The following is a 13,049-nucleotide window of genomic DNA, read 5'->3' on the forward strand; positions in this document are numbered from 1 at the left end:
GCCAGTCTAGATCAGCCGCGTACGCCTCGCCTACAGCACCCGGCCGCTTTCCGCGTCGATCAGGTGCATGTGGTTCAGGTCGGCCGCCAGTTGCAGCGGGCGTCCTGGCTCGGCCGGTGTGGTCGGGTCGATGCGGGCGCAGATCTCGGCGCCGTCCATCCACAGATGCACCAGGGTTTCCATGCCCATCGGCTCGATCACCTCCGGCATCACCTCGAACAGCGCGATGTTGTCGCGGTCGAGGTTCTTCGGCTCGGTCATGTGCTCCGGCCGCAGGCCGAACAGCGTGTCCCGCCCCACGGCGGACTGGTAGCGCGCGGTGCGCTCCGCCGGCACCGGGAAGACCGTACCGTTGGGCAGCACGACGCGCAGCGCGCCGCTGCCGTTCTCGACGCGGGCCGGCATGAAATTCATGGCCGGGCTGCCGATGAAGCCGGCGACGAAGCGCGTCTTCGGGCTGTGGTACAGCTCCTGCGGCGGGCCGACCTGCTCGATGACGCCATGGTTCATCACCACGACGCGGTCCGCCAGCGTCATCGCCTCCACCTGGTCGTGGGTGACGTAGACGGTGGTGGTGCGGACGGTCTGGTGCACCTTCTTGATCTCGGTCCGCATCTGCACGCGCAGCTTGGCGTCGAGGTTGGACAGCGGCTCGTCGAACAGGAACACCTTGGGGTCGCGCACGATGGCGCGGCCCATGGCGACGCGCTGCCGCTGGCCGCCGGACAGCGCCTTGGGCTTGCGCTGCAACAGCGGTTCGATGTCCAGGATGCGGGCGGCGTTGTTGACGCGCCGTGCAATCTCGTCCTTCGCGATCTTCCGCAGCGTCAGCCCGAACGCCATGTTCTCGTACACCGACATGTGCGGGTACAGCGCGTAGTTCTGGAACACCATGGCGATGTCGCGGTCGCGCGGCGGGATGTCGTTCACCACCGTGCCGCCGATCGCGATCTCACCGGCCGTGATCTCCTCCAGCCCCGCGATCATGCGCAGCGTGGTGGACTTGCCGCAGCCGGAGGGGCCGACCAGGACGACGAACTCATGGTCCGCGATCTCCAGGTCGATGCCCTTCACCGCCTGCACGCCGCCTTCATAGGCCTTCACCACCTTGCGGACGGAAACCTGCGCCATAGGAAGCCCCTAGCCTTTCGTTGCGCCGGCGGTCAGCCCGGCGATGTAGTAGTCCATCAGGAACGCGTAGACGACCACCGGCGGCAGCGCCGCGAGCAGCGCGCCGGCCATCAGCTGGCCCCAGGCGAAGGTGTCGCCACGGATCAGCTGGCTGACCACGCCGATGGTCAACGGCATCTCGTCCGGCCGCGTGATGAAGGCGGTCGGGTAGACGAACGCGGCCCAGGACACGGTGAAGGCGAAGATGGTCGCCGCGATGATGCCGGGCAGCGCGACCGGGATGAAGATGCGGATCAGCATCTGCCACCAGCCGCAGCCATCGATCAGCGCCGCCTCGTCCAGCTCCTTCGGGATGGAGGCGAAGTAGCCGATCATGATCCAGGTGCAGAACGGCACCGTCAGCGTCGGATAGACCAGCACCAGCCCCCAGGTGGAGTTCAACAAGCCGAGCCCGCCAACGATCTGGTACAGCGGGATGAACAGCAGCGTGTCCGGCACCAGGTAGGTCAGGAACACACCGGTGGCCAGCACCTGGCTGCCCCAGAACTTCATCCGTGCCAGCGCGAAGGCCGCGAGCACGGAGATGATCATGCTCAGCGCCACCACCAGCACCGTCACCTTGATGCTGTTCCAGAAGAAGCCGCGGAACATCGGGTCGCCGATCAGCGCGGTGTAGTTCTCGAGCGTCGGCGACTTGACGATCCAGGGGTTGCCGCCGAGGTCGGCGACCTCCGCGCTGGTCTTCAGGCTGGTCAGCAGCATGTAGAAGGGTGGCGCCAGCATGATGATGGCAGCGATCACCAGCGAGACGTAGGCCACAATCAGCGCCCAGCGACGCTCCTTTCGCAGCGACCCGGCCCGGCCGAATTCGGTCAGGCCCGTGCGTTTGACGGCGGTGGCGGACATCAGGCCTCCTGCTGGTTGCGGCGCGTCACGCCGCGCAGGACGAAGAAGGCGATGACGGCGAGGATCGGGAACATGAACAGCGACACCGCCGCACCGCGCGGGATGTTTCCCGACAGTACGCCGACCTGGAAGGCGTAGCTCGCAAACACATGCGTCAGGTCGCGCGGGCCACCATTGGTCAGCACGCGGACGATGTCGTAGTTGGCGAAGGTCACGATCAGGCTGAACAGCACGGTGATGGAGATGATGTTCCGCATCATCGGCAGGGTGATGAAGCGCAGCCGCTGCCAGGACGTGGCGCCATCGATCATCGCGGCCTCATATAATTGCTCCGGCACAGATTTCAGCGCAGCCAGGTACATGATCATGAAGAAGGGCGCGCCGTACCAGACGTTGACGATGATGACGGAGATCCGCGCCCACCAGGGCTCGCCGAGCCAGGGGACCGCCGGCACGGCGAAGATCGCCAGCACGTAGTTGATCGAGGAGTAGGACGGCTCGAACATCCACCACCAGCCGAGCGTGGACAGCGCCGGCGGGATCACCCACGGCACCAGCAGCATGCCGCGCCACTTGCGCTGCCCCTTGGTCGGCAGGTGGTGCAGCATGTGGGCCAGCCAGAAGCCGATCAGCGCCTTCAGGATCACCGCGGTGATCGCGAAGAACATCGACTGGAAGATCACCATCCTGAAGGTTTCGGATTCCAGCAGGATGTCGAAGTTCGTCAGCCCGATGAACTCCGTCATCCGCCGGTTCAGCGTCGACAGGTAAATGGCATAGCCTGCCGGCCACACCACCAGCCCGCCGATGATGGCGATCAGCGGCAGCGTCATCAGGAAAGCCACGGTGGATCTCTGCCGCGCGAAGCGCTTCAGCGATCCGCCGCCCGCCGCAGCGCGCTGCATCGGAATGGTCGACCCGTCGGCCATGCGGCCTCCTCCTCAGCCGTGACGCGCTGCCCGGGGCGCGCGGGAGCGCGCCCCGGGCTGGTCCGTCAGCCGCCGCGGCGCATGTTGTTGATCTCGCGCTCGAGCCAGCCGAGCGCCTGGTCCATCGACTCGCCGCCCTGGGCGACGCGGGCGATGACCTTGGTGTTCATTGCCTGGATATACAGCTGGCTCGCCAGCTCCGGAGGGGCCGGAGCGAAGGCGATGGAGGCGGTCGCCTGGTGGTGCGGCTTCAGCGGGTAGTTGAAGATGGTGCCGACCGGCGGGCCTTCGCGCTCCCACACCGGGAAGTTGCTCATGCTGGCGAAGGGCGGGATGTCGTAGCCGCCGCTGCGGTTCGTGGTGGCCTCCGCCGCCTCGCGGGAGGAGATGAATTCCAGGAAGGACTTCGCCGCACCCTTGTTGCGGCCGAAGGCCCAGATGCCGGTGGTCCAGGGCAGGTAGGCAATGAAGCGCCCCTCCGGCCCGGCCGGCATCGGGACGGTCCAGCACTGTTCCGCCACCTGCGGCGCGTCGCGCTTGGCCACCGCCCAGGCGGAGGGCGGGTTGAACACGAGCGCGGATCGGCCGGAGATCAGCGCGCGGTTGTTGCTGCCGTCGTCCCAGGCCCAGACATCGTTCGGCAGGAACTTGCTGATCTTCACCGCCATGTCGATGGCGGAGCGCAGCTTGGCGTTGTTCCGGATGGTGGGGTTGCCGCGCGCATCCGTCATCGCCGCGCCATAGGACAGGAACAGCGCACCGACCCAGTCGACCGCATCGGTGAACTGGCCCATCGGCAGGCCGAAGGGGACGCCGGCGGCGTGGCACTTCTCGGCGGCCATCAGGAAGGTGTCCCAGTTCCAGGTATCGGCGCCCGGGCCGCGCTCGGCCCTGGCCGGCCACATGGCGCGGATATCGAGGCCGGCGTGCTGCTGCATCAGGTCGAACCGCACGCAGGCCGGCTTGTTCTGGGTGCCGGAGGTCGCTGGCACGCCGCGCCAGGCGCCATCCCGCTTGGCCAGGAATTCCGCCACCGGGTTGATCGGGCCGTGCGCTGCGATCAGCTTCGCGATCAGGTCGTCCACCGGCTCCAGCTGGTCGGCGTAGGCGCCGATGTCCCACGGGCCGAGCGAGATGCCGTCATGGCCGCTGCGGGCCTGGGCCTGGGCGGCGGCGGTCAGCTGCAGCTGGTTGCCGGTGGTGTTGATGAAGTCCAGCGTCAGGTTGACACGGTTGCGTTCCGCCCATTGCCGGCCCAGCACCTGCAGCGCCTCGTTGCTGCCGGGAACCCAATGGTCCCAGAAGGCAAATCGGAGATTGCCGCCGGTGCCCTGCGCGAAGACCGTTGGCGCGGCAAGCGTGGTGCCCGCCGTCAGCGCCGCACCCGCGCGCAGCACGTCGCGCCGGTTCATTCCCTGGACCATCCCTGTTCTCTCCTGCCCTTGGTACCGGTCGTTTGCCGACCGTGCGTGGTTGCGGTCGGAAGGTTAGGCATCCGGACGCGCCCCTAGCAAGCCCGATGGTATGCGGCGCGGTCGACGATGATGCGCGGCCGCATGGAACAGACCGGCACCGCCCCTCGTTCTGTTGCGGCACGCCGGAGGGGGACGTCCATGGCCGAGCCTGAGTCGGTGACCGAGGTCGGTCGGCTGGCGCTGATGGAGGAGGTCCCGCGCATCCTGCGGCGCCGCCGTGTCACCGGCGGCGTGCGCGTCTCGGTGACGACGACGGAAGCGCCGGGCGAGGTCCACACCACGCGCCGGAGCCGGCTCGTGGAGGTCGAGCGGGTGCCGGTGGACCAGGAGGTCGAGTCCCCGCCGCCGGTCCGGCAGGAGGGCGACCTGGTAATCGTTCCCGTGCTGGAGGAACGGCTGGTGGTGGTCCGTCGCCTGGTGGTGACGGAGGAGGTCCGCTTCCGCCTGACAGTGGAGGAGGAGCCGGTGACGCTGTCCCTGCCCCTGCTGCGCCAGGACGTGTCCGTTACCCGCCTGCCGCCACCCGATGCGACAGCCTCCGACGATTCAACAGCACCTCACGGAGACAAGCTTATGCAACGCACGCTGACCGCCATGTTCGACACCCGCGCCGAAGCCGAGCGCGCCGCCGGGACGCTGCGCGGCCTCGGGCTCGGCGCCGAGAACATCCGCATGCACCAGGCCGAGGCCGACAGCGGCCAGGGCGGCACCGTCGCCACCTCCGCCGCCGGCCGGCGTGAGGATCGTGGCTTCTTTGGCGCCATCGCCGACCTGTTCATGCCGGATGAGGACCGCGCCACCTATAGCGAGGGCCTACGCCGCGGCGCGACGCTGCTGCTGGCCGAGGTGGACGAGACCCGGATGCACCAGGCGATGGACGCCATGGAGGCCGCCGGCGCCGTGGACCTGGATGCGCGGGAGGCCGATTGGCGCCAGCAGGGCTGGAGCGGCGGCTCGATGGCCGGGATCAGCTCGGGTTCGGTGGAATCCTCTCTGGTGATGCCGGATACGGATGCGCGCACCGGCGTCGATACCGGCATTCCCGCGCAGGGTTCCAGCGGCGGCGTTGTCACCGGCGGCACGCATTCCGCATATGGCGCGACGGCGGCCGGCGGTGGCCATGCCGGCATGGCCGGCACCGGCCCTGCCGCGACACCCGGTGCAAGGCCCAATACCGCCAGCAGCCAGGACCTGCACGGCGAGCAGCGCATCCCGATGGCGGAGGAGCGCCTGCGCGTCGGCAAGCGCGAAAGCCATGCCGGCCGCGTCCGCGTCCGTTCCTACGTCGTCGAGACGCCGGTCGAGGAGCAGGTGACGCTGCGCGAGGAGCATGTGCATGTCCAGCGCGTGCCCGCCGATCGCGCCGCCACCGCGAGCGAGGCGAACCTGTTCCAGGATCGCGTCATCGAGGCCGAGGAGAGCATGGAGGAGGCGGTGGTGCAGAAGGATGTCCGGGTGACCGGCGAGGTGGTGGTGAACAAGGACACCACCGAGCGCACCGAAACGGTCCACGACACCGTCCGCCGCACCGAGGTGGACGTGGACGAGAACGCCGCGGCCAATGACCCCGCCCGCCGCGGCCGCCCCGGCCGCACAGGCTGATCAGCAAAGGGCGACCTCGGGATTGACCGGGGCCACCCTGCCGCGGGACCATCCGCGGCATGGACATCCAGGTCTTCGACGTTCTCGTCATCGGCGCCGGCATCGCCGGCGCCACCGCCGCGGCGCATTGCGCATCATTTGGCCGCGTGGCGCTGATGGAGGCGGAGGAGACCGCCGGCTACCACAGCACCGGCCGGTCCGCCGCCATCTGGATCCAGAACTACGGCCCGCCCGATGTCCGGCGCCTGTCCGCCGCCTCCCGCGCCTTCTTCGCCGATCCACCGCCGGGTTTCGCCGGTGCGCCGCTGTTCGCGCAGCGGCCGGTCGTCACCATCGCGCCGGCCGACCAGGCGGCGGCGATGCAGGCGATGCTCGATTCCGGCGAGGGGCTGGAGCCGATCAGCCTCGCCGAGGTCATCGCCATGGGTCCGCCGCTGCGCGCGGATTACGCGGTGTCCGCCGCCATCGAGCGCGACGCCTTCGACATCGACGTGGCCGCCCTGCACGCGGGCTTCCTGAAGCAGGCCCGCGCCGCCGGCGGCGTGCTGGCGCTGCGCGCCCGCGCCGGCCGCATCTGGCACGACAAGGGCCAATGGCATGCGGAAGCGCAGGGCGGCGCCGTGTTCCGCGCGCCCGTCCTGGTCAACGCCGCCGGCGCCTGGGGTGACGAGGTGGCGGTGCTGGCGGGGCTGCGTCCGCTGGGTTTGCAGCCGAAGCGGCGCACGGCGCTGATCATCGACCCTGGCGCCTACGATTGCAGCAGCTGGCCGCTGGTCGGCGATGCCGCGCATGGCTGGTACGTGCGGCCGGAGGCGCGGCGCAAGCTGATGGTCTCCCCGGCCGACGAGACCGACATGCCGCCGCACGACGTGCAGCCGGACGAGATCGACGTCGCCATCGCCGTCGACCGGATGCAGCAGGCGCTGGATATTCCGGTGCACCGCGTGGAACACCGCTGGGCCGGGCTGCGCAGCTTCACCCCGGACCGCAGCCTGGCGATCGGCTTCGATGCGGACGCACCCGGCTTCCTGTGGATGATCGGCCAGGGCGGCTACGGCATCCAGACCTCGCCCGCCGCGGGGCGGCTGGTGGCAGGGCTGGTCGCCGGGGACGTGCCGGCGGACCTGCTGCCGGTGGTGCCGATGGTGGACCCGAACCGCTTCACGAAGGTGCCGGCATGAAGCTCCCGACGCATGACGACGTCCGCGCCGCCGCGGCGCGAATCTCGGGCAAGATCATCCGCACGCCGATGCTGCGCCACCGCCTGCTGGACGAGATGGCCGGCGGCACCATCCTGGTGAAGCCGGAGCCGCTGCAACGTACCGGCAGCTTCAAGCTGCGCGGCGCAACCAACGCGGCGCTTCGCATGACGGAGGCCGCACGCGCGGGCGGCGTGGTGACGCATTCCTCCGGCAATCACGGCCAGGCGGTGGCCTGCGCGGCGGCGATGCTCGGCATGCGGGCGCTGGTGGCGATGCCGATGGATGCGCCCGCCATCAAGGTGGAAAGCACGCGGCGCTGGGGCGCGGAGCTCACCTTCTTCGACCGCCGGACCACGGACCGGGAAAAGCTGGCGGAGCAACTGGCGGCGGAGCGTGGCGGCACCGTGCTGCCGCCCTTCGACCACCCCGATGTCATCGCCGGCCAGGGCACGCTGGCGCTGGAACTCATCGAGGATGCGACGGCGGCCGGCCTTTCGCTGGACTCGCTCGCCGTCTGCACCGGTGGCGGCGGGCTGATCGCCGGCTGTGCCCTGGCGGCGGAGGGCGCCTCGCCGGCCACCCAGGTCTGGGCGGTGGAGCCGGAGGGCTGGGACGATACGCGGCTGTCGCTGGAAGCCGGCCAGCGCGTGGCCAATGACGGCCAGGGCCCGACGCTGTGCGATGCGCTGCTGTCCCTGCGCCCCGGCGCGCTGACCTTCGCGGTGAACCAGCCGCGCCTTGCCGGCGCCGTCGTGGTGACGCGGGCCGAGGTCTTCCGCGCCATGCGCTTCGCCTTCGAGCACCTGAAGATCGTCGCCGAACCCGGCGGCGCGGTCGCGCTCGCCGCCGTGCTGGCCGGCAAGGTTCAGGCGCGGGGCCGCACGGTTGGCCTCGTGATCAGCGGCGGCAATGTCGACCCGGCGGTGTTTGCGGAGGCGCTGGCGGCCTGACCGGGCCCGTCATTCGCCGGCCTCCCTGTCCGCCTCCTTCGACTTGCGGGTGCGGTTCTGCCGGAAATCGCCCGGGGTCGTCGGGCTCGGGGTGTCGGTGGCGTGGGATTTCGAGTGGCGCATCGGGTCGACATGCGTGTGCTTCTCGTCCCTCTCGCCCCCGCCGCCTGAAACCCGGCTGACCCGGGGGTTGGTGGAGACGGCGCCCTCCGGCAGCGGCTCGCCGGGCTCGGGCATCGGCTTGGTCCGGTCCTCGTGACTGGCGCCGGGGCCGCCCCAGCGGTGGGTGTTCGGATGCTTGTCTGGCATGGCTCTCTCCCTCCGCTGGTCCAGCGCGGCAGGCCGTGGCGGGTTTCAGGACGGATTTCCATTGCCTCCTCGTGTCTCGCCTGGAAACCTGCGGCTCCTGGAGAATGCACCGCATGGCCCCTCCGCTGATCGGGCGCAGCATCCGCCGCCTGCGCCTGGAACAGGGGCTGACGCAGCAGGCGCTGGCGCTGCGGCTGGGCATCTCGCCCAGCTACCTGAACCTGATCGAGCACGACCAGCGCCCGGTCACCGCCAGCCTGCTCATCAAGCTCGGCCAGGTGCTGACGGTGGACCTCGCCGCGCTGTCCGGCACCCGCGAGCGCCAGGTGGAGGCGGGACTGCGGGAGGTGCTGTCCGACCCGCTGCTGGGTCTGGATCAGGTGCCGGAGGCGGAGGTCGCCACCATGGCCTCCAGCGCGCCACAGGCCGCGCGCGCCATGCTGGCGCTGTACCGCGCCTGGCGGGTGGCGCGGGAGGATGCCTCCGGCCTCGCCCTGCCCAGCGGCCGCCGCCTGCTGCTGCCGAACGAGGAGGCACGCGATTTCTTCCACGACCGCGCCAACCATTTCGCCGAGCTGGAACAGGTGGCCGAGACCATCGCAGGCGAGCTGCGCGCGGCGCCGGCCGAGATGAACCATGCGGTGGCGGAACGGCTGCGGCGGACGCATGGCGTCACGGTTTCCGTCGGGCGGCTGGATGGCGCGCTGCGGCGCTACGACCCGGCACTGCGGCGGCTCGACCTGTCCGAATCCCTGCCGCGCGAAAGCCGCGGCTTCCAGATGGCCTTCCAGCTGATGCTGCTGGAGGCGCGGGAGGCGGTGGAGGCGGTGGCGGCACCGGCCGAATTGACCAGCGCCGAGGCGCGCGCCCTGGTCCGCATCGGCCTGCTGAACTACGCCGCCGCGGCGCTGCTGATGCCCTACGCGCCCTTCCTGGCCGCGGCACGGGACCTGCGGCACGAGGTGGAGGCGGTGGCGGCACGCTTCGGCGTGTCCTTCGAACAGGCGGCGCACCGGCTTTCGACGCTGCAACGCACCGATGCGCGCGGCGTGCCGTTCTTCTTCCTGCGCGTCGACCCCGCGGGCAACGTGGACAAGCGCTTTTCCGCGGCCGGCTTTCCCTTCGCCCGCTTCGGCGGGTCCTGCCCGAAATGGATCGTCCACCAGGCCTTCGCGACACCCGGCGTCACCCGCGTGCAGGTGGCGCAGCTGCCGGACGGCGCCGCCTTCCTGTGCTTCGCCCGCGCCATCGCCGCGCCCACGACGCATTGGGGCGAACCGGCGCCGGTGCATGTGGTGGCGATGGGCTGCGACCTGTCGCGCGCGGCGGAGGTGGTCTACGCCGATGGCCTGGACCTGGCGCGCGCGGTGGTCGGCATCGGCCTGTCCTGCCGGCTGTGCGAGCGCACGGAATGCCGCAGCCGCGCCTTCCCGCCGCTGGAGCACCGGTTGAACCTCGACCCCAACGAGCACGGCGCCAGCCCCTGGCGCTTCGAGCCGACGCGCCGGATTTAGCCAGCGCTTAACCGCCTTCCGGTAGTCTCCGACCCGCGCCGCAGTTCCGGGGCGCCTTGGGCGGAGTTGCATGGCGAAGGGTGGCAAGGGCGGCGCGACGATTGTCATCAAGCGCATCGAGGAGGGCGAGCACGGCCACCATGGCGGTGCCTGGAAGGTTGCCTATGCCGATTTCGTCACGGCGATGATGGCCTTCTTCCTGCTGATGTGGCTGCTGAACGCGACGACGGAGGAACAGCGCCGCGGCCTCGCCGACTATTTCGCGCCGAGTAACGTGATGGGCCAGAACCAGACCGGCGCCGGCCAGCCCTTCGGCGGCCGCACGCCGAACGAATCCGCGCAGGTGACGCAGAATGCCGGTGCCATCCGCCTGCAGCACGGCCCGCTGCCGGTGCTGGAGGATGTCGAGGTGGAGGAGGAGGTGCCGACGGTGGCGCGCCCCGTGCCGAAGCGCGACGGCCCGGAGGGTGAGGATGAGGAGGCCGAGTTGCGCCGCATCCGCCAGGCGCGCGCCGACCTGCCGCCCGGCGATGCCGACCCGCGCGAGATGCAGCGCCAGGCCCAGCAACAGGTCGGGGCCGATGCCCGCGCGCTGACCGATGCCGCGCTGCGCACCGAACACCAGCGGCGGGAGCGCGAGGCCTTCGAGCGGGCGGCGGAGGATATTCGTGCCGCCGTGGCGGAGGACCCGCTGCTGGCGGAACTGGCGCAGCAGCTTCTGGTGGAACAGGTGCCGGAGGGGCTGCGCATCCAATTGCTGGACGCCGACCGGCAGCCGATGTTCGCGCTCGGCGGCAGCGCGCCGAACGACCGCGCACGAGGCCTGCTGGCGCGGGTCACGCAGGTGGTGGCGCGGCTGCCGAACGAGATCGCGGTGGCCGGGCACACCGACGCCACCCCGTTCCGCGGCGGCGGCGACCGCTCCAACTGGGATCTGTCGGCGGAACGCGCCAACGTCACGCGCCGGCTGCTGACGGAGGCCGGCCTGCCGGTGGCGCGCATCCGCAGCGTCACCGGCAATGCGGAACGTGACCTGCTGCTGCCGGAGACGCCGAACGCGGCGGCCAATCGCCGCGTCTCCATCACGCTGCTGCGCGAGAATCCCCCAACGCCGCGCACCGTACCGCAGGTGGCCGCGCCATGACGACGATCGGCGGCCTGGTCTTCCTGCTGGCCATGGTGTTCGGCGGCTACATGATTGCCGGCGGCAAGTTCGGCATCATCCTGAAGTCGCTGCCGTATGAGATGATGATGATCGGCGGCGCCGCGATCGGCGCTTTCGTGATGGCGAACAGCGTGGCCGGCATCAAGCACACGCTCGGAGGCTTCGGGAAAATCCTGAAGGGGGAACGCTTCCACAAGCATGAATACGTCGACCTGCTGTCGATGCTGTACTGGTTCGTGCGGCTGGCGCAGACCAAGGGCGCGATGGCGCTGGAGGCGCATATCGAGAAGCCATCGGAAAGCCCGGCCTTCCAGAAGTTCCCGAAGATCATGGCGGACAGGATCGCGGTGGCGATGATCTGCGACTATCTGCGCATGGTCGGCATGAACGCCGACGATCCGCACCAGATCGAGGACATCATGTCCAAGGAGTTGAAGAAGGTGCGGGCGGAGGAACTGCATGTGGCGCACACCTTCCAGACCACGGCGGATGCGCTGCCGGCGCTCGGCATCGTCGCCGCCGTACTCGGCGTCATCAAGACCATGGCCAGCATCGACAGCCCGCCCGCCGTGCTCGGCGGCATGATCGGCGGCGCGCTGGTCGGCACCTTCCTCGGCATCCTGCTGGCCTATGGCGTGATGGGGCCGATGGCGTCGCGGCTGAACGGCGTGATCGAGGAGGATTGCAAATACTACGAGGTGATCCGCGCCGTGCTCGTCGCGCATCTGCACGGCAATGCGCCGCAGGTGGCCGTGGAAGCCGGGCGCAAGGCCGCACCCTCGCATTCCATGCCGAGCTTCGCCGAGCTCGAGGAGGCGTTGCAGAGCCTGCAGATCGGCTAGGCCTGACAAGCTGGGCCGGCTTGCCGCCCGCCGTGAAGGGCGCGAAAAAATGTGAGGGCCCGGTGGCGGGCCGGGATGCCAGGGGTTTCAGCGCGATGCCCGCCGCGCCGCATCCCCCGCGGCAACCCCGTCGCGCAGGATGACTTTTTGTCGCCCTGGTTGTTCTTGATTTGTTCGGATCGCTCGGCCATCGTCGGCGCGATGCAGCCCGCCGAGACTCCTCCTCCTCCGCCGGATTCGGCCCCGCTCGACCAGGCGGCCGTACTGGCCGCGCTGCGTGCGCGCGTGGCGCGGCTGGAAGGTGGCGGCCGTGCCAGGCATGGCATGGCGCCGGTGCCGGTGTGCGACGGCATCCCGCTGCCCGGCGGCGGGCTGGCGCGCGCCGCGATGCATGAGGTGGCCGGCACCAGCCCCGGCAGCGCCGCCGCCTTCTGCGCCATGCTGCTGGCCCGCAGCGGCGGCACGGTGCTGTGGATCGCCACCGACCGGGACGAATTTCAGGCCTGGCCGCCCGGCCTCGCCCGCTGCGGCTTGTCTCCCGCCAATTTGGTGCTGGTGCGGGCGGAACGCTGGGCGGATGCGCTGTGGGCGATGGAGGAGGCGCTGCGCTGCCCCGCCGTCACCGGCGCGCTGTTGGCCACGGGGTGGGAGGCGCCGGCCCGGCTGGACCTGACCGCGACCCGCCGCCTGCAACTGGCCGCCGAGACCGGCGGCGCGCTCGGCCTGGTGCTGCGGCCGGACCTGCCGAACCCGGACCCCAGCGCGGCGGCCACGAGTTGGCGCGTGGCGCCGCTGCCCTCCGGCGGCGCCGGGCATGGGCTGGAAGATCCGCGCTGGCAGCTGGAATTGCTGCGCGCCCGCGGCGGCAAGCCGGACGGGCCATGGTCCGTCACCTGGCGCGCCGCCTCCGGCGCGCTCGACCTGGAGGAGACGGAGGTGTCGGCCGAGCCGACCCGCACCCGGCGCGCCCGGAGATGATGTTGAATCCTGCCTCAATCGCCGGCGTGCGCCTCCGCGCACCTGG

The 13,049-nt window shown here is 70.4% G+C and carries 12 protein-coding genes; 7 read left to right on the forward strand and 5 right to left on the reverse strand.

The window, feature by feature from the left end; genetic code table 11:
• Nucleotides 1–30: 30 nt before the first annotated feature.
• The 4 genes from ACLF3G_RS17315 to ACLF3G_RS17330 form a co-directional block, all read right to left on the reverse strand.
• Nucleotides 31–1,131 (reverse strand): ABC transporter ATP-binding protein, encoded by a 1,101-nt coding sequence (locus ACLF3G_RS17315; protein ID WP_430670652.1) that lies wholly within the window; start codon nt 1,129–1,131, stop codon nt 31–33.
• Nucleotides 1,132–1,140: 9 nt separating this feature from the next.
• Nucleotides 1,141–2,037: a carbohydrate ABC transporter permease gene (locus ACLF3G_RS17320; protein WP_430670653.1), complete on the reverse strand. Its 897-nt coding sequence runs from the start codon at nt 2,035–2,037 to the stop codon at nt 1,141–1,143.
• Nucleotides 2,037–2,966 carry a carbohydrate ABC transporter permease gene (locus tag ACLF3G_RS17325; protein ID WP_430670654.1) on the reverse strand — a complete coding sequence of 310 codons (930 nt, stop codon included), beginning with the start codon at nt 2,964–2,966 and terminating at the stop codon, nt 2,037–2,039. Before ACLF3G_RS17325 ends, ACLF3G_RS17320 begins: the two co-directional genes overlap by 1 nt.
• Before the next feature lie 65 nt (nt 2,967–3,031).
• On the reverse strand, nt 3,032–4,390 hold the full coding sequence (locus ACLF3G_RS17330) for an ABC transporter substrate-binding protein (protein ID WP_430670655.1): 1,359 nt from the start codon (nt 4,388–4,390) through the stop codon (nt 3,032–3,034).
• A 189-nt stretch (nt 4,391–4,579) separates the two neighbouring features.
• On the opposite strand from ACLF3G_RS17330, the gene ACLF3G_RS17335 reads away from it, so the two are divergent.
• The 3 genes from ACLF3G_RS17335 to ACLF3G_RS17345 are packed head-to-tail and all read left to right on the forward strand — an operon-like array spanning nt 4,580 to nt 8,195.
• The gene (locus tag ACLF3G_RS17335) at nt 4,580–6,043 is read left to right on the forward strand and encodes a YsnF/AvaK domain-containing protein (protein ID WP_430670656.1); all 1,464 of its coding nucleotides are present in this window, start codon (nt 4,580–4,582) and stop codon (nt 6,041–6,043) included.
• Between the two features lie 59 nt (nt 6,044–6,102).
• Nucleotides 6,103–7,224: an NAD(P)/FAD-dependent oxidoreductase gene (locus tag ACLF3G_RS17340; protein WP_430670658.1), complete on the forward strand. Its 1,122-nt coding sequence runs from the start codon at nt 6,103–6,105 to the stop codon at nt 7,222–7,224.
• Entirely contained in the window at nt 7,221–8,195 is a 975-nt protein-coding gene (locus ACLF3G_RS17345; RefSeq protein WP_430670659.1) for a threonine ammonia-lyase, read from the forward strand. Before ACLF3G_RS17340 ends, ACLF3G_RS17345 begins: the two co-directional genes overlap by 4 nt.
• A gap of 9 nt (nt 8,196–8,204) precedes the next feature.
• Here ACLF3G_RS17345 and ACLF3G_RS17350 read toward each other — a convergent pair whose 3' ends face one another.
• Nucleotides 8,205–8,504, reverse strand: coding sequence for a hypothetical protein (locus tag ACLF3G_RS17350; protein WP_430670660.1), 300 nt, complete (start codon nt 8,502–8,504; stop codon nt 8,205–8,207).
• A 113-nt stretch (nt 8,505–8,617) separates the two neighbouring features.
• Here ACLF3G_RS17350 and ACLF3G_RS17355 point away from each other — a divergent pair, with 113 nt between their 5' ends.
• From ACLF3G_RS17355 to ACLF3G_RS17370, 4 genes are all read left to right on the forward strand, one after another.
• Nucleotides 8,618–10,018, forward strand: a complete 1,401-nt coding sequence (locus tag ACLF3G_RS17355) for a helix-turn-helix domain-containing protein (RefSeq protein ID WP_430670661.1) — start codon at nt 8,618–8,620, stop codon at nt 10,016–10,018.
• A gap of 70 nt (nt 10,019–10,088) precedes the next feature.
• On the forward strand, nt 10,089–11,162 hold the full coding sequence (locus ACLF3G_RS17360) for a flagellar motor protein MotB (RefSeq protein WP_430670663.1): 1,074 nt from the start codon (nt 10,089–10,091) through the stop codon (nt 11,160–11,162).
• A complete protein-coding gene (gene motA, locus ACLF3G_RS17365) occupies nt 11,159–12,025 on the forward strand; it encodes a flagellar motor stator protein MotA (protein WP_430670664.1) in 867 nt (288 codons plus the stop codon). The genes ACLF3G_RS17360 and motA overlap by 4 nt, the downstream gene beginning before the upstream one ends.
• Nucleotides 12,026–12,226: 201 nt before the next feature.
• Nucleotides 12,227–13,003 carry an ImuA family protein gene (locus ACLF3G_RS17370; RefSeq protein WP_430670665.1) on the forward strand — a complete coding sequence of 259 codons (777 nt, stop codon included), beginning with the start codon at nt 12,227–12,229 and terminating at the stop codon, nt 13,001–13,003.
• The last annotated feature ends 46 nt before the right edge of the window (nt 13,004–13,049 follow it).

Source organism: Falsiroseomonas sp. HC035, from assembly GCF_050563525.1.
Lineage (GTDB): Bacteria > Pseudomonadota > Alphaproteobacteria > Acetobacterales > Acetobacteraceae > Falsiroseomonas.

What these genes read in the sequence shown, in the direction of transcription:
- ACLF3G_RS17330 (WP_430670655.1), bottom strand. Translation starts at nt 4,390, where the DNA reads ATGGTCCAGGGAATGAACCGGCGCGACGTGCTGCGCGCGGGTGCGGCG.
- ACLF3G_RS17355 (WP_430670661.1), top strand. Translation starts at nt 8,618, where the DNA reads ATGGCCCCTCCGCTGATCGGGCGCAGCATCCGCCGCCTGCGCCTGGAA.
- ACLF3G_RS17340 (WP_430670658.1), top strand. Translation starts at nt 6,103, where the DNA reads ATGGACATCCAGGTCTTCGACGTTCTCGTCATCGGCGCCGGCATCGCC.
- ACLF3G_RS17320 (WP_430670653.1), bottom strand. Translation starts at nt 2,037, where the DNA reads ATGTCCGCCACCGCCGTCAAACGCACGGGCCTGACCGAATTCGGCCGG.
- ACLF3G_RS17315 (WP_430670652.1), bottom strand. Translation starts at nt 1,131, where the DNA reads ATGGCGCAGGTTTCCGTCCGCAAGGTGGTGAAGGCCTATGAAGGCGGC.
- ACLF3G_RS17335 (WP_430670656.1), top strand. Translation starts at nt 4,580, where the DNA reads ATGGCCGAGCCTGAGTCGGTGACCGAGGTCGGTCGGCTGGCGCTGATG.
- ACLF3G_RS17370 (WP_430670665.1), top strand. Translation starts at nt 12,227, where the DNA reads ATGCAGCCCGCCGAGACTCCTCCTCCTCCGCCGGATTCGGCCCCGCTC.
- ACLF3G_RS17325 (WP_430670654.1), bottom strand. Translation starts at nt 2,966, where the DNA reads ATGGCCGACGGGTCGACCATTCCGATGCAGCGCGCTGCGGCGGGCGGC.
- ACLF3G_RS17345 (WP_430670659.1), top strand. Translation starts at nt 7,221, where the DNA reads ATGAAGCTCCCGACGCATGACGACGTCCGCGCCGCCGCGGCGCGAATC.
- ACLF3G_RS17350 (WP_430670660.1), bottom strand. Translation starts at nt 8,504, where the DNA reads ATGCCAGACAAGCATCCGAACACCCACCGCTGGGGCGGCCCCGGCGCC.
- motA (WP_430670664.1), top strand. Translation starts at nt 11,159, where the DNA reads ATGACGACGATCGGCGGCCTGGTCTTCCTGCTGGCCATGGTGTTCGGC.
- ACLF3G_RS17360 (WP_430670663.1), top strand. Translation starts at nt 10,089, where the DNA reads ATGGCGAAGGGTGGCAAGGGCGGCGCGACGATTGTCATCAAGCGCATC.